Source organism: Psychrosphaera haliotis (assembly GCF_009728465.1).
Classification (GTDB): Bacteria; Pseudomonadota; Gammaproteobacteria; order Enterobacterales; family Alteromonadaceae; genus Psychrosphaera; species Psychrosphaera haliotis.
The window spans coordinates 530,740-550,715 of the sequence record NZ_WOCD01000001.1 but is presented as its reverse complement, the minus strand read 5'-3'; the positions used below and the strand labels follow the sequence as shown (position 1 = coordinate 550,715).

13 protein-coding genes and 1 pseudogene are annotated in these 19,976 nt (G+C 39.2%); 12 read left to right on the top strand and 2 right to left on the bottom strand.

The genetic code is table 11. From position 1 onward, the window contains the following. Nucleotides 1–43: 43 nt before the first annotated feature. On the bottom strand, nucleotides 44–2,275 hold the full coding sequence (katG, locus tag GNP35_RS02405; protein ID WP_155694182.1) for a catalase/peroxidase HPI: 2,232 nt from the start codon (nucleotides 2,273–2,275) through the stop codon (nucleotides 44–46). Between the two features lie 192 nt (nucleotides 2,276–2,467). Between katG and GNP35_RS02400 the strand changes: the two genes are divergently transcribed. The 9 genes from GNP35_RS02400 to GNP35_RS02360 all read left to right on the top strand — a co-directional run bounded on the left by GNP35_RS02400 (nucleotide 2,468) and on the right by GNP35_RS02360 (nucleotide 14,290). Beyond that, entirely contained in the window at nucleotides 2,468–2,860 is a 393-nt protein-coding gene (locus tag GNP35_RS02400; protein WP_230961262.1) for a CBS domain-containing protein, read from the top strand. A 129-nt stretch (nucleotides 2,861–2,989) separates the two neighbouring features. Beyond that, nucleotides 2,990–3,169 (top strand): DUF6435 family protein, encoded by a 180-nt coding sequence (locus GNP35_RS02395; protein WP_155694178.1) that lies wholly within the window; start codon nucleotides 2,990–2,992, stop codon nucleotides 3,167–3,169. Nucleotides 3,170–3,383: 214 nt separating this feature from the next. Next, complete coding sequence (locus GNP35_RS02390; RefSeq protein WP_155694176.1) at nucleotides 3,384–5,648, top strand: hypothetical protein; 2,265 nt, start codon at nucleotides 3,384–3,386, stop codon at nucleotides 5,646–5,648. A gap of 98 nt (nucleotides 5,649–5,746) precedes the next feature. Continuing rightward, on the top strand, nucleotides 5,747–6,436 hold the full coding sequence (locus GNP35_RS02385; protein ID WP_155694174.1) for a hypothetical protein: 690 nt from the start codon (nucleotides 5,747–5,749) through the stop codon (nucleotides 6,434–6,436). 20 nt (nucleotides 6,437–6,456) lie between these two features. Next, a complete protein-coding gene (locus GNP35_RS02380; RefSeq protein WP_155694173.1) occupies nucleotides 6,457–6,975 on the top strand; it encodes a hypothetical protein in 519 nt (172 codons plus the stop codon). Continuing rightward, entirely contained in the window at nucleotides 6,975–7,163 is a 189-nt protein-coding gene (locus GNP35_RS02375; protein WP_155694171.1) for a hypothetical protein, read from the top strand. The genes GNP35_RS02380 and GNP35_RS02375 overlap by 1 nt, the downstream gene beginning before the upstream one ends. Nucleotides 7,164–7,514: 351 nt before the next feature. Further along, the gene (locus GNP35_RS02370) at nucleotides 7,515–11,273 is read left to right on the top strand and encodes a hypothetical protein (protein ID WP_155694169.1); all 3,759 of its coding nucleotides are present in this window, start codon (nucleotides 7,515–7,517) and stop codon (nucleotides 11,271–11,273) included. 358 nt (nucleotides 11,274–11,631) lie between these two features. Then, on the top strand, nucleotides 11,632–12,573 hold the full coding sequence (locus GNP35_RS02365) for a hypothetical protein (protein WP_155694167.1): 942 nt from the start codon (nucleotides 11,632–11,634) through the stop codon (nucleotides 12,571–12,573). Nucleotides 12,574–12,682: 109 nt separating this feature from the next. Next, nucleotides 12,683–14,290 (top strand): long-chain fatty acid--CoA ligase, encoded by a 1,608-nt coding sequence (locus tag GNP35_RS02360; protein WP_155694165.1) that lies wholly within the window; start codon nucleotides 12,683–12,685, stop codon nucleotides 14,288–14,290. A gap of 284 nt (nucleotides 14,291–14,574) precedes the next feature. Here GNP35_RS02360 and GNP35_RS02355 read toward each other — a convergent pair whose 3' ends face one another. Then, nucleotides 14,575–15,960 carry a M24 family metallopeptidase gene (locus GNP35_RS02355; protein ID WP_155694163.1) on the bottom strand — a complete coding sequence of 462 codons (1,386 nt, stop codon included), beginning with the start codon at nucleotides 15,958–15,960 and terminating at the stop codon, nucleotides 14,575–14,577. 138 nt (nucleotides 15,961–16,098) lie between these two features. On the opposite strand from GNP35_RS02355, the gene GNP35_RS02350 reads away from it, so the two are divergent. The 3 genes and pseudogenes from GNP35_RS02350 to GNP35_RS02340 all read left to right on the top strand — a co-directional run bounded on the left by GNP35_RS02350 (nucleotide 16,099) and on the right by GNP35_RS02340 (nucleotide 19,822). Next, on the top strand, nucleotides 16,099–16,623 hold the full coding sequence (locus GNP35_RS02350; protein WP_196492391.1) for a tetratricopeptide repeat protein: 525 nt from the start codon (nucleotides 16,099–16,101) through the stop codon (nucleotides 16,621–16,623). 14 nt (nucleotides 16,624–16,637) lie between these two features. Further along, nucleotides 16,638–18,896: pseudogene (gene prsT / locus GNP35_RS02345) on the top strand (XrtA/PEP-CTERM system TPR-repeat protein PrsT); the annotation flags it as partial. After that, entirely contained in the window at nucleotides 18,893–19,822 is a 930-nt protein-coding gene (locus GNP35_RS02340) for a glutaminase (protein WP_155694157.1), read from the top strand. The pseudogene prsT and the gene GNP35_RS02340, both read left to right, overlap by 4 nt. The last annotated feature ends 154 nt before the right edge of the window (nucleotides 19,823–19,976 follow it).

The following is a 19,976-nucleotide window of genomic DNA, read 5'->3' as shown; positions in this document are numbered from 1 at the left end:
GAGTTGTAAGTTAAAAACGTTTATTAAAATTATCGATTTTAAGTTATTTTAGGTCAAACCTGTCGGCATCCATTACTTTCACCCAAGCGCTAACAAAGTCTTTGATAAACTTATGATTAGCGTCGTTGGTGGCATAAACTTCAGATATTGCTCTTAGCTGAGAGTTTGAGCCAAAAACTAAGTCGACACGGCTCGCTTCCCACTTAGGCTTGCCAGTTGCTAACTCAATACCAACAAACTCTGTTTTTGAGTTGCTAGCATGCGCATCTTTTGGTTCCCACTTTGTATTCATATCTAGAACATTGCGGAAAAACGCATTATTTAACGTACCAACACTATCGGTAAGTACTCCTTTGTTCGAGTCATCAGCGGTAATGCCAAGCGCTCTTAAACCACCAACTAGGACTGTCATTTCTGGCGCTGTTAGCGTTAGCAGTTGTGCTCTATCAAGCAACATTTCTTCAGCGGCTACAGTAAAGTTAGCTTTTGAGTAATTTCTAAAGCCATCAGCAACAGGTTCTAATACATCAAAAGACTCTGTGTCGGTTTGCTCATCGCTCGCATCAACACGACCTGGTGAAAACGGCACGTCCACATCTACACCTGATAATTTAGCTGCCTGCTCAATGGCTGCGCTGCCACCAAGAACAATTAAATCGGCAATAGACACTTGTTTGCCATTGCTTGACTGTTCTTGATTAAAGTTTGCCTGAACATTATTCAACACTGACAGTACTTGCTGCAATTGTTCAGGTTTATTCACTGGCCAATCTTTTTGTGGTGCGAATCTAATTCTCGCGCCATTTGCTCCACCACGTTTGTCTGAATCTCGGTAAGTAGATGCTGAAGACCATGCCGTATAAATTAACTCTTGAGGTGTTAGTCCAGAATTTAGCAAAGCGTGTTTTAATGAATCAACATCATCGCTTGTAAGTGATTTACCATTGCTTTCTGGTAATGGGTCTTGCCAAATTAAATCTTCACTTGGCACTTCTTTACCTAAATAACGAGACTTAGGTCCCATATCTCGGTGCGTTAATTTAAACCAAGCTCTTGCAAATGCATCGGCAAATTCAGCCGGATTCTTGTGAAAATGCTCTGAAATTTTTCTGTACTCAGGATCCATTTTCATAGCCATGTCAGCGGTTGTCATCATGATGCCAACTTTTTTATCAGGGTTGCCTGCGTCAGGTGCATGATGCGCTTTATCAAGGCCTTTAGGAGTCCATTGATGTGCGCCTGCTGGACTTTTAGTCAGTTCCCATTCGTAACCAAATAAAACATCAAAATAACTGTTGTCCCAAGTCGTTGGTGTAGGTGTCCAAGCACCTTCAATACCACTTGTAATAGCGTCGGTACCCTTACCGCTGCCGTAGTTGTTTTTCCAACCTAAACCCATTTGCTCAATTGATGCTGCCTCTGGCTCAGCTTCTAAATTAGAGTCCGAAGCGGCACCATGACATTTACCAAAAGTATGACCACCGGCTGTTAAGGCAACGGTTTCGTAATCATTCATCGCCATGCGGCCAAATGTTTCTCTGATATCTTTACCTGAAGCAACAGGGTCTGGAATACCATCTGGACCTTCAGGGTTTACATAAATTAAGCCCATTTGAACCGCAGCTAAAGGCGCTTCTAACTCTCTGTCCATTAGGTCTTTTTTGTCGTAACGGCCATTATCTAGCCAAGTTTTTTCTGTGCCCCAATAGATATCTTCTTCTGGTTCCCAAATGTCTTCTCGACCACCACCAAAACCAAAAGTATCTAAACCCATTGTCTCAAGAGCAACGTTACCCGTTAAGATAAACAAATCGGCCCATGAAATGTTTTGGCCATATTTTTCTTTAATAGGCCAAAGGAGGCGGCGAGCTTTGTCTAGGTTAGCGTTGTCTGGCCAACTATTAAGCGGTGCAAATCGTTGGTTACCGGTTGATGAACCACCTCGGCCATCACCTTCTCTGTAGGTACCTGCAGCATGCCATGCCATACGGATCATAAATGGGCCGTAATGACCGTAATCTGCTGGCCACCACTCTTTTGAATCTACTAATAAATCTGCGATGTCTTTTTTGACCGCATCTAAATCTAGGGCTTTGAAAGCTTCTGCGTAATTAAAGTTAGCGTCGATTGGATTGGATTTTTCTGAATTTTGATGAAGGATTTTCAAATTAAGCTGGTTAGGCCACCAGTCTATATTCTTTGTCGAATTACCGCCTACTTTGGTATTCGCACCATGCATAAATGGGCATTGACCTTTAGTGTCATTGTTGCTCATTCTGATCTCCTATTTTTCGCGTTCATTGATTTTATGAATTAAGCTTGTAGTTAGACTATAGACACCATTTCCATTTTTTTAAATTAACTATTTATGAAGATAGTCTTCTATAAAATAGAACCACCAAAGTATTGAAATTAAAAAGTTAAATAAATTAGGGTAAGAGGTAAATGAATGATAATTGAAGATATAATGACAAAGCCTGTTGTAACGGTAGGATTGGACGATTCTTTGTCGTTGGCCAATGAAATATTTAATCAAACACAGTTTCATCATTTGTTAGTAGTAGAAGAGCAAAAGTTACTAGGGGTTTTATCAGATCGAGATGTTTTAAAGGCACTTAGTCCTAATATAGGGACTGCATCAGAAAAAATGCAGGATCTTGCTACATTAAATAAGCGGGTTCATCAAATTATGAGCCGAGATCCAATTTGCTTAAAATCCACAGATAGAGTCAAACGTGTTGTAGAAATTTTCGACGAAAATAGAATTTCGTGTATACCCATAGTAAATGACAATTGGACTCCCGTTGGAATAGTCACCTGGCGAGACATAATAAAAGCAATTAGAGGTAAATATAAATAGCTTTGCGAAACGTAGCTTATATTTTTAGGAACGTCGGCTATTACCTCTAATTATTCGAGTTTTAAATCCAATGTTTTGTTCGCAACGTATGCCTGATAAATAAAAAACAAATTAATTTAGGAGAGTTACATGGGGTTATTTGGAAAGTTATTTGATCCGGTAAAACGTAAGCGAAAGTTGTACGATAAAAAATTGGAAGAGGGTATGTTGGCGCAACGAAAAGGAGATATTCGACTCTATGCCCAACTCTCTGAAGAGGCTGAAAAAATGTGGGCTGAAATAGAAGCGTTAGAGAAAGATAAAAAGTAGTTTATCGGGACACCGCAGTAAAAACTAAACTACGAAAGTGCCATCTCATAGTAAAATTTCCCTAAAACGAATTGTTCCTTTTTTAAACAGTCTAAAAAGTTGTTTTTGTCTGCTGACTGCATAACAATGCCCACATTAAGCAACAATCTTAAACAGCTAATGTGATTATATTTTGCATTCGTGAACAACTATCCTAATCAACAGGGACCGTTTTATGAAATTTAAAAAAATTCTATTGGCGCTTTCGATATCAATGCTAACGGCATGTGGCGGCGGTAGTGGAGGCACTGACTCAGGTAGCAATACTGGCGGTGACACAGGTAGTAATACTGGCGGTGACACAGGTGGCAATACTGGTGGTGACACAGGTGGCAATACTGGTGGTGACACAACTACGGTTGTAGAAACGGCCGTTTCTGGTAAAGCGATAAAAGGCACAATAAGTAATGGGGTTATTAAGGTATTTAAATATATCGATAATGCCCCTGTTGAACTCACTTCTGAAGAGTTGAAAGACACATCGGTTTCTACTGATGCCAGTGGTAATTATACGTTTACGGTTTTAGATTATACCGGACCAATTAAAATAGAAGTGGGTGTTTCTGCTGACGCAACTTCGCCTACTATTATGCTGTGTGATGCGCCATCTGGCTGTGGCACTGTGGCTTTTGGTGATGAGGTAAACCTAACGACAACCGCCCCTGACTTTGCATTATCTTCAGTTTCTTCAGTAGATTCTGGCACACCAGCAAAACTCAATGTTTCGCCGTTAACCCATATTGCAACATCTATGCTTGAGGCATCTCAAGAAGACGTTAGTCTTGAGTCTATCCAACAAAACTTTTCTAAAGTGGCAAATACATTTGGTGTGCAGGGCAATCTCTCTGAGCTTGAGCCTACATCGATGAACAATGGCGCAGAGGTTGCGGCTGAAGATAACGAGGCCGAGCTTCGTTACGGGTTAATTAACGCTGGCATCGCCGAGTCACTTTTTTCCAACGGAGACCTTACAGCGAGCTTTAATTCAGCAACGGCAGATATTGTTGCCAATAATGGTGACTTACTAGTTGTTCCAGATGGTGAAGGCGACTTTGAGTTCAGTATGACTGAAATATTGGACGCGGCCGCAAACACGGCGTCAATGGTAGCCGCCAATATTGCTGCTGATAGCTCTATTGAAAATAGTTCAGTAATTATTGACACGTTAAATCAAACTCAAAACACATTAGAGAATGAGTCTGAAAATAAAGAACTGTTAGTTGATGAAGATGGCAGAACAAACTCAGAATCGGAAGAAATTACTACTGGCGATGCTGTAGACAAAGCGAAAGCGATGGTTGGAGACGTTCGTGTATTTGCTAATTTATTCGATAAAGACCATGCCTCAAATGCTGGTATTAGAGCGCAAGGTGAAGATCTTATTGCGTTGATTGAAGATGCTAACACTATGGTAGGGCTTGAAGGTGACAATTTTACACTGTTATCGACTATTTCAGAATTAGTAGCTGATTTGAGCATGCGTGACTTAGGCAACCAAACAACATTCAACTTAGCTGAAGAGCTTGGCGCACAGTCTGGTGTTACTGGCACATTGGTGATGGATGAAGATAATTACACATTTGTTGTTGATGCATCCAATGGTGATTCAGAAGCACTAGCGTTAAACCTGGTATTAGCTTTGAATGAAGCTGGAGATCAAATCCAATTATCTTTGATGGGAATAATGGAAACCGCTGGCGCTTCGCTTGGTATCAAAGACACCAGTAAAGTATTCCTTAACCTAGAAACAGCTGTTACTCAAGAAGAGTTAGAAAGTGGTGATGCAGATACTGACATTATTGGTGGAGGTTTTGAGCTATCAATAGCAATTGAACAAAAAGCCAGTAGCACAATTACTAACCCTATTTCGTTTGAAGGTAAGTTAGCGGCTGAGTTGGTGATGGTTGATGTACCTAGTTTAAGAAGTGAGTATTTTGACGAGCCTAATTACGTAGATGTCCAAGAATTTTATATACCTACTACAGAGCAACAAGCTGTACCTAAGTCTGTTGTGTTCTCTGGGGCATTTGCTTCTGCGGAAGGAGAGAGTTTCACGGCAACATTAGCGTTAGACGTAAATGAGCTTGATACCTTTGCACCAGATGGAATTAAAAACGGAGTTGGTGCTTTATTAGAAGAACCGGGAATTTATGTATCGGTATCTGACGATGAGAACACAGTGACTTGGACTGGTAACGATACGTACTTCTTGACCCCAAGGTCAAAAACAAGAACTTATGAAGACCTTTCTGATTCAGATCTTACTCACAATCGCGTAACTGGATACTACACCGAAGGGGATTGGATAAGAGAAGATATTACTGAATACTCTCACGTTCAAACGGAAACAGAACAAGGCTTAATACTGAATGAACATCGTATCTTCTTGCCTATGCGGGAAGTGCGTCAAATGATTATATTAGTATTTTTTATCAAGTAGCCAAAGAGTTAGATACTGATAATGATGGAGCGGTAGACCGCCATCAAACAGTGACAAAACGCTTATCGTTAAACCAACCTCTTGGGGTTGACTTTGAAGTGGCTAATTTAATCGATGAAAACGATGATATTTTAGTATATCAGGATGATGTACGCGAAAGCACAGACTCCGTAACGGGTGAGTTTTTAGATTCATTTGAGAGCTATGTTAATAACAATATTGTTAACAGAAACAAAGATATAAATAGCGCACTTGATGCCTTTAACCTTGCTTTTGGAATAACCCCAGATCAACCTGTTTATGACATGTGGGAAACCAATGTAGGTATTATTCTTTCCGATGAATCAGATTTAAAATCCCTTGAAGGCGGTTTAGATAACTTTGGTGTTCGTGCCTATATTGTGCAGCCAATTCTTAAAGATGCAATGACATTAGATGTTAGCAGCAACAATAGTGAATTTGTAATCAGCGTTGAAGGCGGCCAAGAACTAACTGTATCAACAACAGAAGATTCAGACACCGGAACATTCACCTATGACTCTACTTTTGACAGTGATAGTTACGCTAAGAATATTTCTCTATTTTCCGTTAAAAGTGACACCGATGGAGAAGAACGTTATGGCTACTACTTAACTGAAAAAGAAGTTTATTCTGACGGTTATGAGTGGAACGCGGCAACTCGATACGAAGTTTACTCTGAAGATACAGACCAAATGGCGAAATTGATGAGTTTGAATGGTACGTTACTATTTACTGGGGACAGTCTTTTAATGAAAATTATGAGCTAGTTGATTATGACGGAACGATAGTGACTAATGGATACGTTTCTTCATTGTTTGCGATAAACATGCAGTTTAAGTCTGATTATGGTGTTTCATTCTATAACTTCTTAGGCGAATCTAACGCTGCTAGTTCTGTGCTAATGCGCTTACATGAAAATAGATATATCTCTAATAACAACTACTTAAATCCATTCAAATCGAGTCAAATTGATGGTGTTGGATACATATCTCGTTTTGAATTAATGTCTGAGGAAGTTGGGACCAATGTCTTTGAGCCTGGAAATACAACGAGTTATGACGTTTATGTTGTAGAGCCAGACAGTACTGAAATATTAGAAAGCGAAGATAATTACTTAGATTTAGCCGCTTCATTGTCAGTGGGTTTGGTGCTTCAAGACTATGAAGTAAACTTGATGTTGTCAGGCGAAAGAACTGAGTTTGAAGATGGTAAGTTTGCACTAGACTTATCATACAAAACTCCAGATTCAGAATTACAGCGCACTTTTAATGTCAAAGTTGAATCAATGTTTAGCGATTCATTTTAATGACTAATGCTGAAGGTGTCATTTTGCGAATGACAGGTAATGAAGATGACGGTACTGAAGGTGAAGACGTTGTTATTGGTACTATTACCGTTGGTGCAAAGGCAATTTTAGCGGCAGAAATAATTGTTCGTGGTTCAAACATACTAATCCGCTATAACGATGAAGATGGCACGATAGAGTCTTTATAATACTTCGTTAATTAATAGCAATTAAACGCAATATAAAAGCGCCATTTAGACTTTCTAGATGGCGTTTTTTGTTTTCCAAGTCTCCGTCTTTAAAATTACTTGTGAAAGGCAACAAGCCTGGTTAAAAGTTAAAGCTGATAAAAAAGGTCAATAAGTAGATATTATTTCTGCCTGCGCTTAAGTTAGTTTTGTTTGACAAGTAGAAACAAGTTTTCTTAATTTCGCATTGCAAAGTGATTTTTCATCGACCATACTGTTCGCTTAAAAAATCACCAAGTGGTAATTCGGCCTAAGTTTTAATTGGTGCCAATAATGCACTTTCTACAAAATTTGAAATTACAAGGAACGTTTATGAAGTTTAATAAAATTCTTCTCGCACTTTCTATAACGATGCTTACTGCCTGTGGTGGCGGAAGCGACTCTAATGAAACTGGTGGTACCGGTGGTGGCTCCGGCGGAGGTTCAGGCAGTGGCGGAGGTTCAGGTGGCGGCACTACTGTACCAGTTGAAACTGCAATTTCGGGTAAAGCAATTAAAGGCACGATGAGCAATGGTGTTGTTAAAGTATTTAAGTACGTAGACAACGAGCCTGTAGAGCTTACCAGTGATGAGTTAAAAGATGCTAACATCACTACTGACGCAGATGGCAACTATACGTTTACGGTATTGGATTACTCTGGACCAATAAAAGTCGAGGTTGGTGTTTCTACTGACCCTGCATCACCAACAATCATGCTTTGTGACGCTCCGTCTGGGTGCGGAGATGTTGAATTTGGTGAAGAAATCGATTTAACAGCCTCTGCGCCAACCTTTATGTTGTCTTCTGTTTCTTCAGTTGAGTCTGGCACAGCAGCAAAAGTAAATGTTTCCCCATTAACGCACCTTGCAACGGCTTTGGTTGATAACTCTGAAGACGGTGTAAGCCCAGAAACAATTCAAGAAAATTTATCAAAAATCGCAAATACCTTTGGCATCCAAGGCAATATTGCTGAGCTTGAACCTACATCCGCAAATGATGCGTCTGAAGTTGCGGCGGAAGATAATGCTGAAGAGCTGAGATACGGGTTAATCAATGCTGGTATCGCTGAATCCCTCTTTTCTGGTGGTGACATCACTGACAATATGAACTCTGCAACAGCTGACATTGTAGAAAATGACGGTGATCTGCTTGTTGTCGCAGATGGAGAAGGCGATTTTGAGTTTAGCATTACAGAAATTTTAGACGCTGCTGCAGAAACAGCCTCAGTTGTAGCTGAAATAATTGCGAACGACGATACAATTGAAAATGGCTCAGCTGCTATTGAAGAATTAAATCAAACTCAAAATGTATTAGAAAATGAATCAGAAAACCAAATACTTGTAGCTGGAGAAGATGGCAGAACTGACTCTGAGTCTGAAGAGGTTACTGAGGATGATGCAGTCGCGAAAGCTAAAGGCATGGTGCAAGATGTCCGTGTATTCGCCAATCTATTCGATAAAGATCATTCATCAAATCAAGAAATAAAAGCTGAAGGCGACGCGCTTCTAGAATTAATTGAAGACGCGGAGCTGATGGTTGAGTTAGAAGGTGATAATTTTACCCTGTTATCCCTTATTTCTGAGACTGTTACTGACATTAGTATGCGAGACGTGGGCAGCCAAACAACATTTGATTTAGCTCAAGAATTAGGAGTTGAATCTGGCGTTACTGGTACGTTAGTGATGGACGAAGATGATTATAACTTTAGTGTTGATGCAGTAGGTAGTGATTCTGAAGTATTAAAAGTTGATTTATCATTGTCGTTAAACGATGCGGGAGACCGTGTTGACCTGAGTTTATCTGGACTTATGGAAACAGCTGGAGCGTCATTGGAAATTGCAGACACTAGTCATGTTTACATAGAGTTAACAGAAACGGTAACTGAAGAGCAGCTAGAGAATGGTGATACCGACGCTGAAATCAAAGGCGGTGGATTAGAGCTTTCTCTTGTTATTGCTCAAAAAGCAACTGAAGCAGTTACAAATCCAGTTACTTTTGAAGGCAAACTAGGTGCAGATTTAGTTATGGTTAGCGTACCAACAATTAAAGATGAATATTTCAGGGTAGGGCAGTGGCAAACATATGTTTTGGACGATAGACCACTTTATTACCCTGAAAATGAGCAAAAGCCAATACCTGAGTCAGTTACTTTTTCAGGAATGTTTTCTACGGCAGAAGGACAGAGCATCACAGCAACTTTAGCATTAAATGTAAACGAAGCTGCAACGTTTGCGCCTGCTGGATTTCAGGAAGGAATAGGAACTTTGTTAGAGGAGCCTATTTTTACAATAAGCGTTTCAGAGGACGAAGACTTAGTAACCTATCAAAAGAATGCAAATTACTTTGAAAGTGTAGAAACCTATGAATATACCTTTAATGACCTTACAGCCGATCAAGGGCGTCACATTAATTTAGGCTTTGAACTAAACAGTGATGAAAAAAGATATGAATATCTTACAGAAGTTAAGTTCCTTACAAACACAACACCAGAAGGGCTAGTGTTACGAGAAGTTAGATACAACTATGTTATTACGAGTGAACTTAATGACCCGTATCGCTATATTTACTCATCTATTTTCAAAGAGCTAGATACAGATGGTGATGGTGTTATCGATAAATTTGAGGAAGTTAAATCTATCTTGCATCGCGATGAGTCGATTGAGGGTGAGTTAGCGTTAGCAGATTACTTTGATGAAAATGGTGGTATTGATGCGCCTGATGGCGAGTATGAGCAAATTATTGATTCTATAACGGGCGTAAATTCTTCAAATATCTTTGATGAATTTGTTGGCTTAGGTCAATTTGATGAAGAAGGTTATAACAGTGCACTTGATTCATTTAAATCAAACTTTGGCATTATAGACAACCAGCGTGTTTATGACATATGGGAATCGGAAATCGGTATTCTAATATCAGATGAATCTGATTTGCGGTCTATAGAGGCCGGTGTTGAGAATTTTGGTGTTAAAGGTTATTTAGCACAGCCGCTAATGGAAGATGCAATGACGTTATCAGTGGCAAGCGATGATTCAGAGTTTAGCATTATCGTTGATGGTGGACCTCAATTGTCAGTTATGTCTACTGAAGCTGAAGATGGAACGTTTAGGTATACATCTGAGTTCACGAGTGATATCTCAAATAAATTAGTATCTATTTCTACGTTTAAAGAAGTACTAGAAGATGACTCAGAACGTTATGTATTTAAGTTTGAACAAGCAGACGTGTACTCAAACGAGGCATGGACCAGTGCAGCTAAATACGAAGTTGAATCAGTAGACTCCAACCAAGATGGTGAGATAAGCGACTCTGAATGGGTAATAAAAGCTTATTATGGAGAGAAGTTTAATGAAAATAATCAACTAGTTGATTACGAAGGCAATTTAGTAACCGAATGGTACAGCCATAATTTCAATGTATTAGACATGGAATATAGAAGCGACTGGGGTGTTTCGCTATTTGCACACTTAGGTGAGTCCAACTCTGCTTCATCTATCGTCAAGAGGCTCCATGAAAATCGTTTCGAATCATATAGGGGTTACGTAACACAATTTGAATGGCGAGTGATAGATGGTCTAGGCTACATATCTCGTTTCGAATTAATGGATGAGTCCTTAGATGCCGATGTATTTAATCCAGGTGGCTCTAAGAGCTATGACGTTTATTTGGTTGAACCGGATAATACGGACGGCCTTGAAAGTGAAGATACATACCTTGATTTAGCGGCATCATTATCGGTTGATGTGGTACTGCAAGATTATGAAGTAAGCGTCATGTTGTCGGGCGAAAGAACTGGCTTTGAAGATGGCCAGTTTGCATTAGCCTTATCCTACAAAACACCAGAAGCTGAAGCACAACGCTCATTTAAAGTAATGGTAGAATCGATGGACACTGACTCTATTATTGCCACAAATGCAGAAGGCGTTGTATTACGCATGAGTGATGATGGTGAAGATGGCGACGAAGGTGTGGATGTTGTCATTGGAACAATAACTGTTGGCTCAGATGCTATATTAGGCGGCGAGATCATTAAACGCGGCTCTACCATCTTAATTCGTTATAACGATGAAGATGGTACGATTGAAACTCTATAATGATTGCGAACCCATTGATTTATTTAATTCTTTGGGTGTAGGATTATAAAGTTAAATTGAAGTTATAAACGCCACTTAGTTTATCTAAGTGGCGTTTTTTTAATATTAAAACAATAAAATTAAGCAGTTTGATAGCACAATGACAATACTTTCCGTTTGTACACTTTTAAAGAAAATTTGCTTTTCAGTTACCGTTTTTTCTTTCGTTTTTTCAACTAGTGCCTTATCAAATAGCGCCTTATCATATAGCAACAACGTTAGCTCAAACTCTCAATTCGAACAGGATAAAAGCCAGACTTACATTAAAAGCTACGCTACTAGTTTTAACACAACCAATATTCAACCTATTAGTGACATCTTGAAGGATGATTGGGAAGGCGGAGTTAGTAAAAATTCAGATTTTGGATTATCTCAGAGTAAAATTGGAATTGAATTAGGAGTTAAAAATTGGCGATTTGTTTATGAAACCCGTAACGATCATTTTTTAACTACAAACGAATCCTCAGCTACGCTTTACCAATATACAAAAACGTCTTTCCCCTCAATTAAGTCTGCCTATGACTTAAATATTCATTATAGGAAGTTACAAGCCAAAGGAATCAAACTTGGTTATATGTGGCAGCCAATTAAGACGTTCTCAATAACCAATTACTTTGGTGTTTGGAGGCCTACTACGATTAGGAATAGCCGTTTATTAGGTGACGTTGTATCGGAGGGGACAGTAACGGGGGTTGCTCAACTTGAAGAGTGGTACTCCTACAAAAATCTATTAAAAAGACAAATCGATGCTGATTGGGGTGAAGGAACCGGCAAAACATGGGATCTAGTTATAAATTGGCAACCAACTGAAAACCTTATTTTAGGATTAGATATTATTGACTTGTTTTCAAAGTTTGATTTTGATCATTTAGGTTATAGCTCAGGAACTTTAAGTAGCTCGACTACATATCGAGATGAGGACAATATTCTTAGGTTTAACCCAGCATATTCTGGCGTTGAGTCGGAAAAGCCATTTTCGTGGGACTTGCCTAAAAGTATCTCTTTAACCGCTTCCTATGCTAAAGATGATATTGAATATTTATTGGCGATAAACAAAAGGGATTTAAATACTAGTATAGTACTCGGGGCCGGTTTTGATATTGCACAAGGAGTTATTACGTCTGGTTATGATATTAAAAATAAGGCAATTCAAGTTAGTTATTCAAATAGCTGGTTTGAAGGCCTTGTTATGACAGATAACTTAGATATTTCTGATGCAAAAACCTTCTCACTGTCATTGTCTGCAAATTTAAAGTTTTAAAACTCGTTAGAGTTACAATTTTAGAAGTCAAAGGTTAACTAGTATAGGTGACAAGTTAGTTTAATACGCGTAAGTTATTGTTAACGGATTAAAATAATAAGGAGCCCGTATGTTAGCTGGCGCTATGATGAATGCAGATCTTACCATTAATTCAATCATGTCTTACGCTAAAAAAGTGTATGGTAATGTAGAAATTGTCTCAGTGACACACGATCACGACCGATTTAGATACACTTACAAAGAGGCCTTCAAACGTGTTGATAAGCTTGCTAATGCACTCAGTAAAATGGGGCTAAAACGCAGCGACCGGGTTGCTACGATAGCATGGAATGACCACCGTCATTTTGAACTCTATTACGCAATTTCCTGTTCAGGCTTTGTTTGTCACACCATAAACCCAAGGCTCTACTCAGAGCAGCTAGAATATATACTCCATCATGCTGAAGATAAGGTGATTTTTGTTGATAAAACGTTATTGCCCGCCCTTGAGGCAGTGAAACACGCCTTGCCGGATTTAAAGGCCATTGTTGTATTATGTGACGAGCAGGACTTACCTGCATCTGATTTAGAGCTTATTGCTTACGAAACACTTATTTCTGATGAGCCTGACAGCTTTGAATACCCAGAGCTAGATGACCAAGCAGCAAGCTCGCTTTGTTATACGTCAGGTACCACAGGGAATCCAAAAGGTGTGCTTTATAGCCACCGTTCAACGGTATTACATAGTTTTAGTATCTCGATGCCTAACAGCATGTCAATTGGCAACAATGAAGTTATCATGCCTATTGTGCCTATGTTCCATGTGAATGCGTGGGGATTACCGTACGCGTGTCCAATGTCCGGAGCTAAATTAGTATTTCCAGGCAACAAGATGGCGGATGGCAAAACATTAACCAATTTGATTAATACTGAAAACGTCACTATGTCTGCAGGCGTTCCAACTGTTTGGTTAGCCTTATTAAATTACTTAAAACAGTCAAATGAAACGATTGCGTCCGTTAAGCGATTTATTGTTGGTGGTGCGGCTTGTCCACTTGGTTTAATGAAAGGTTTTGCAGAGTATGGCGTAGAAATGCAACATGCTTGGGGCATGACTGAGTTAAGTCCTCTAGGCACAATAAATGTAATGAAGCCTGAGTTGTTAAAACTGGATGAGCAACAATTGGATAAAATACGCGTAAAACAAGGCTTGCCTGTGTATGGCGTTGAAATGAAAATTGTTGATGATGAAGACAATGAGTTGCCGTGGGACGGCGAAGCATCTGGTAACTTAAAGGTGAAAGGTGCTTGGGTTTGCAGTAGCTATTTTAACCAAATTGAATCCGACGCGCACGATCACGATGGCTGGTTTTCAACAGGCGATGTAGTAACGTTCGATGAGCATAGCTACATGACGGTCACTGACCGCTCTAAAGATGTTATCAAGTCTGGTGGCGAGTGGATTAGCTCTATAGAGTTAGAAAACATTGCAAGTGATCATCCGAGTATTTTAGAAGCCGCGGTTATTGGTATTCCTGATCCTAAATGGACAGAGCGTCCTGCTATATTTGCAGTGAAGATGGAGAATGCTGAAATAACTGAGCAAGAACTTATTGCTAGTTTTGAAGGCAAAACGGCGAAATGGTGTATTCCACAGCAAGTTACGTTTGTAAATGAGCTTCCGCATACAGCTACTGGAAAGCTAGATAAGAAGGAACTTCGTAAATTGTACCTTTAGTTTCTGTACTTAACTGCGTTGCAACTAAACGTTATTGCTAAGCAATTAAGCTTCGTTGCTTAGCGACTAAATATCGTCATTGTCCTTGTTTTATTTCAGCTAGCCTCACTTACAAGCGTGGCTAACCTGAGTAAAACAAGGTTTTTATTTCATTCAGTTTTTTCATTTAGGGTTAAATGAATATTGCCTTGATAGAATCAAGAATCAAGAATCAAGAATCAAGAATCAAGAATCAAAAATCAAGAATCAAAAATCAAAAATCAAAAATACATTTAATCATTTAATCACTTAATCAAGTGAAACTTGGTTTGACGGCCGTCTAGGTATTTGACTTTCTTACCATCAAAAAATGCTTCTTCTTCTAACATGATCCTAATTTCTTTATTCCACTGTGAAATAAACGTCGCAGCATTTAATTCAATAGAATAAGCGGTATTTTCATAAAGAGGATAATCACCTCTAACCGGCACGCCACCTTGAGCATCCCACATACCAATTGTTGGTCCTGCAGCATGTCCATGGTATCCAATTGGGTGTGTATAAATGGCAGGTTTTAAGCCTCCAGTAATTGATTTCTCTCTTGCCGCTTTTAATATCTCGTTACCCGTTCTGCCTAGTGCAAATTCACCGGTAAATATATCTTGAACTCGGTTGCCATTTTTAAGAGCTTGTTTTAAATAGTCAGGAGCATCTGTTTCACCGGCCTTTAATACATAAGCATGTTGTTGCTGATCAGTATTTAGTCTCAAATACGTGACGCCAAAATCAACATGAAGTAGGTCGCCACGTTGAATAATTTGTCCAGCCGGGCGATCGCTAAAAGCCTTTAGCTGGTCAAAGCTTTCATTGTCACTGCGTTGAATTGAAACGGTTGGATGAAACCAGTTAGTTAAACCCAAACGTCGGCTCTCATTTCTTAGCCACCAGACAACGTCGTCTGTTGAGGTTATGCCAGGTTTAACCACGCTATTTGAGAACGCTTTAGCAATAATGTTATGACCTATCTTTATCAGTGCTGGGTAATATTGCATTTCTTTTGCGGTACGAGTTTCTAACCAAGCAACGGCTAAGTTTTCTGCGCTGGTTACTTTGGACTTTAAGTTGCTTGGTAAGGCATCTACAAACTCAGATTTATCTGTGACAGTCAGGCCGTCGGCTAAAGCAAAGTGAGTGCTTTGGTTTATTCCAATCGCCTTAGGGTTTTTGCTTTGAATTAGACCAACTAATCCTTGCCATTGATCAGGTGTTTTTTCTTTGTCCCAAGATTTTTCAAATAGGTTGCTAACGCCGTATCGCGCTACTGCATAACGTTCAACACTTTTACCGTTGTCAAACAGCACCAAGATAGTTCGGCGTCTGGCGTTTATCCATGTGGCAGGTAGCATGGTTTTAAGAACTGGGTCCTCGTTATATTCCCTGGAAATCAAAACCCACATGTCAATGCCAGAGCGGCGCATTAAACTTGGCAATGTATTTTCCAATTTATCTAATAGCAAAGCGTCAATAATGGCTGCCCGTTTTTGCATTTTAAATATTTTAGGACTGAGGTTTGAATCTTTAGTTTTTTCACCTTGTTGTGGAGATGCATTAACAGCAGATGCATTGAATAAAAATAAAAACGTGAAAGTACATTTTAGTAACCATGCACCGCTTTTAGTTTTTGGTAGCATAACTCGATTCCTTGGTTTGTTTAAAAACTGTCCTTAACCTAGCGGAATTAATAGCAATAATAAATACTTTTCTATTGAGGAATATGGCCTGAGAGATTAACCTGTGGGAAGGAATGTTTTAAATACTGGATGACTATTGTGAATAAAAAAATAATTAACTTGGCAGCAAGCGCAATTGTAGCAACCGCATTGGTTGGTTGTGGTGATAAAACGAGTGCGGAATATGTAGATTCTGCAAATAAATCACTGGAAAACAAAGATTATAAAACCGCTATAATTGAGCTAAAAAATGCCATTAAACAAGAGCCAAATGAAGCAAGTGCGCGTTTTCTATTAGGAAAAGTCTACCTGGATTTAAAACAATACTCATTCGCTGAAAAAGAGCTAGAGCGTGCATTAGACTATGGTTACGCTGCCAATGAAGTTATTCCATTATTATCGAAGGTTTATCAAAAAAACGGCACAAATAAGTCACTCTTTAAACTAACCAGCAAAGCAAAAGGTTTAAAACCAAAAGATTTAGCTGAACTCAAATTTTATCAAATCCAAGCCTATGTTAAGGCGGGTAATGACGCGAAAGCAAACGCCATGATAGATGAACTTAAAGGCATATCAGGTGGTGGGCCATACAGTAAGTTGGCATTTGTTTATGATCTTATTTAAAAAGTGAATTTGATGGAGCCATTGGCCAATTAAATGAAATTCTAGAGCGATATAAAAATCAGCAAGACGCTTTAAAAATTAAAGCAAACTTGCAACTGCGTTTACAGAAACCAGAAGCCGCTGCTCAAACCTATGAAGAGTATGTTTCTGCCTATCCTGATGAGCCTGAAGTTAAGTACGTACTTGCACAGTTATACAGTGATCTTGGCCAGCCAAATAAAGCGGAAGTCATAGTAGACGATCTTTTAGCTACGTATCCAAAACAGCCAATATTGCTGCAAATAAAGTCAACAGCATTAATGCAAGATAAAAACTACAAAGAGGCATTGGATTATGCAGAACGATCCTTAGCCATCAACCCAGAAGACTCTTCGACTCGATTAGTTGCAGGTGTTAGTAGCTACATGACACAAGACTTCGAAAAAAGTGAGTCGCACCTAACACTAGTCGCGAGTTTACTAAAAGCGGATCATCCAGCACTAAGAATGTTAGCGGATGCACAAATTCGACTTGGTCGCTCATTGGACGCCAATGAAACTGTAAAAATGTTTGATAATATTAGTGAAGATGATGCGGGACTGCTAGCTGGTTTAGGACAAGCACTATTAAGAGATGGTGAAATAAATAAAGCAAAAGACGTTTTAAACAAACAGCCTGACGAGCTTGAGTCTGCGGCAGCAAGAGCCGGTGTTGCAACATTAAAGTTATCGTTAAATGACGTTTCAGGTATTGTAGATTTAGAGCAAGCGCTAGCGGAAATGGGGCAAGATAGTGCCACAGAAACCCCGGTAAATAAGGAACAGTTAGAAGTTACTTTAGTGCAAGCCTATATATCCACTAGTCAATATGACAAAGCACTAGAGATTGCCAAAAAGTGGAAAGAAAGCCAAGAAAGCGAAGTTAAAGGCTGGATGTTGGAAGCTAAAATAAACGCTATTCAAGGTGATTTTGATCGCGCAAGGTCAGCATTGGAATCGGGACTTAAAGTTGAACCTGAAAATAGCATTATAAAATTTCAGTTAATAGAACTATCGCCGCTTAAGACTGATTTACAAAAACAAAATATGTTGGCTGAACTAGATAAGTTACTAGTGACTTCACCTACGTTTTTACCAGCGATTACTAAACACTATTTGTTGTCTAGAGTATTAAAGCAGCCACAAACAATGACGGCGCATTTAGAAAAGCTAATAGAAAACAATCCGAACAATAGTATTTTCCATGTAACGCTAGGGCGATTACAGGTAGCTGAACAAGACTTTTCTGGCTCGGTTAAAGCATTTGAAAATGCTAAACGCTTAAATAACAAACCAGCGCCGTACTGGGAATTACTTGCAAATAGCTACATTAAAACTGCGAATTTTGACAAAACTAAGGCGTTATACCAAGAGTGGTACCAAGCACAACCTAATGATCCTAAAGCAATCATCGGCATGATTAAGCTTTATGATGGTTCAGGAGAGTTTAAAAAAGCGATTGAGTTAGCGCAAAGTTATGAAAACCAAATAGGTGGAAACAATCTTGAGATTCGAGGTTTGCACGCTTACCTTTTAGCAAGAACTGGCCAATTCAAACTTGCAAAAGCTAAGGTTGATAAATTGCCGGAGCAAGTTAAGTCGTTACCGTTACTTAAAACCACCATAGGTATTTTGCAACTAGCAGAAAATGATTTAGGCAATGCGGTATTAAACTTAACCGATGCGTATAAAGCCAACCCGTCGTCTATGAATGCGAACTGGATGATAAATGCAATTGCTCGTTATCAAGGTGTTGATGCAGCCTTAAGTGCAACAAAGACACATATAGAGAAGTTTCCGAAGGATGAGTTAAACACACTTCGTTATGCGCAACTGCAAACATCAAGAAATGAAAATGAAGCAATAGAACACTATAAAAAGGTCATCGCGTTAAATGACCTAAACTTTGTTGCCCATAATAATTTAGCTTACCTATACTCTGAGGCAAAAAATTACTCTCAAGCACTAAAACATGCAGAAAAAGCCAAAGAGATGAAACCGAATGACGGCCGCGTACTAGATACCTTAGGTACAATAGAATTAAAACTTGGTAATGCTGAAGCTGCACTTAAACACTTAACCGCCGCAATAGCAGATAAAAACACTCACAATACCGACAGTGTATTTGTTAATTATGTTGAAGCACTTTATGCGAACAAAGAGTTTAAACTAGCAGAGAGAAAAATATCTCAATACACGTTTAAGAGTGACAAGACTTCAACACAACTAGAGCAAATAAAAGCTAAGTATTTATGATCAAAGACTTGTCAGATTTAAAGCTAAAAATAGCCAAAATATTAGATGCCAATAAGGCGTCTTATGAATTAGGTAAAGTCGCGGACTATATACCTGCTTTAGCTGAAGTTCCCAGCAACCTTGCAGGAGTAGCCGTAGCGACAATCGATGGCGATGTTGTTTCAGCCGGAAACGGAGGTATTCCGTTTTCAATTCAGAGTATCTCGAAGGTATTCGGCTTAGTGCTAGCGATGAATCGACTAGGTGATGAATTATGGACAAGGGTTCATATGGAGCCTTCTGGGCAGCCTTTTAACTCAATTATTCAACTAGAATGGGAAAAGGGCATACCTAGAAACCCCGTTATAAATGCTGGCGCGTTACTAGTTTCTGATGTTTTAGCTAGTCATTATTCTGCGAGTAAATTGTCTTTCGTAAACTTTTTACGTCAGTTAGCTGGAGACGAGTCTATTCATATTGACTCAAGCGTCTATGAGTCAGAAATGCAACATGGTAGTCGAAATGCGGCGTTAGCGTACCTAATGAAAAGTTTTGGCAATATAGAGTCGCCTATACCTGATGTATTAAGCCATTATTTTACTCAATGCTCAGTGGCAATGAGTTGTGAACAACTAGCAAAAAGCTTGTTGTTTTTGGCGAATAAAGGAATTAATCCTACTAATAATCAAACGGTTTGCTCTCGAAAAGATACACATCGGGTTAATGCTATTTTATCAACCAGTGGTATGTATGACCAATCGGGGGAGTTCGCTTTTTCTGTTGGTTTGCCAGCTAAAAGCGGTGTTGGTGGCGGTATTGTGGCGATCGTTCCAAATTATGGTGTTATTTGCGCTTGGAGCCCACCACTAAACAGCTTCGGTAATTCAGTTGTTGCCATGAAAGTCGTTGCTAACATTGCCGAAGAACTTGGTCTGTCTATCTATTAAACATGTAAAAACTGCATACATGTGTTTTTGTCCAGTTATTGAACTTCATTGTTATATCATTAAATTAGCGTCCTAGGAACGACGAGGAACAAGGATGTTCACCTAATTCTGTTAGCATCATACGAGCCAGGACGGCTTCAAATTAAAGTTCTAA

Coding starts and splice junctions, on each gene's coding strand:
- katG (WP_155694182.1), bottom strand. CDS start 2,275: ATGAGCAACAATGACACTAAAGGTCAATGCCCATTTATGCATGGTGCG.
- GNP35_RS02400 (WP_230961262.1), top strand. CDS start 2,468: ATGACAAAGCCTGTTGTAACGGTAGGATTGGACGATTCTTTGTCGTTG.
- GNP35_RS02395 (WP_155694178.1), top strand. CDS start 2,990: ATGGGGTTATTTGGAAAGTTATTTGATCCGGTAAAACGTAAGCGAAAG.
- GNP35_RS02390 (WP_155694176.1), top strand. CDS start 3,384: ATGAAATTTAAAAAAATTCTATTGGCGCTTTCGATATCAATGCTAACG.
- GNP35_RS02375 (WP_155694171.1), top strand. CDS start 6,975: ATGACTAATGCTGAAGGTGTCATTTTGCGAATGACAGGTAATGAAGAT.
- GNP35_RS02370 (WP_155694169.1), top strand. CDS start 7,515: ATGAAGTTTAATAAAATTCTTCTCGCACTTTCTATAACGATGCTTACT.
- GNP35_RS02360 (WP_155694165.1), top strand. CDS start 12,683: ATGTTAGCTGGCGCTATGATGAATGCAGATCTTACCATTAATTCAATC.
- GNP35_RS02355 (WP_155694163.1), bottom strand. CDS start 15,960: ATGCTACCAAAAACTAAAAGCGGTGCATGGTTACTAAAATGTACTTTC.
- GNP35_RS02340 (WP_155694157.1), top strand. CDS start 18,893: ATGATCAAAGACTTGTCAGATTTAAAGCTAAAAATAGCCAAAATATTA.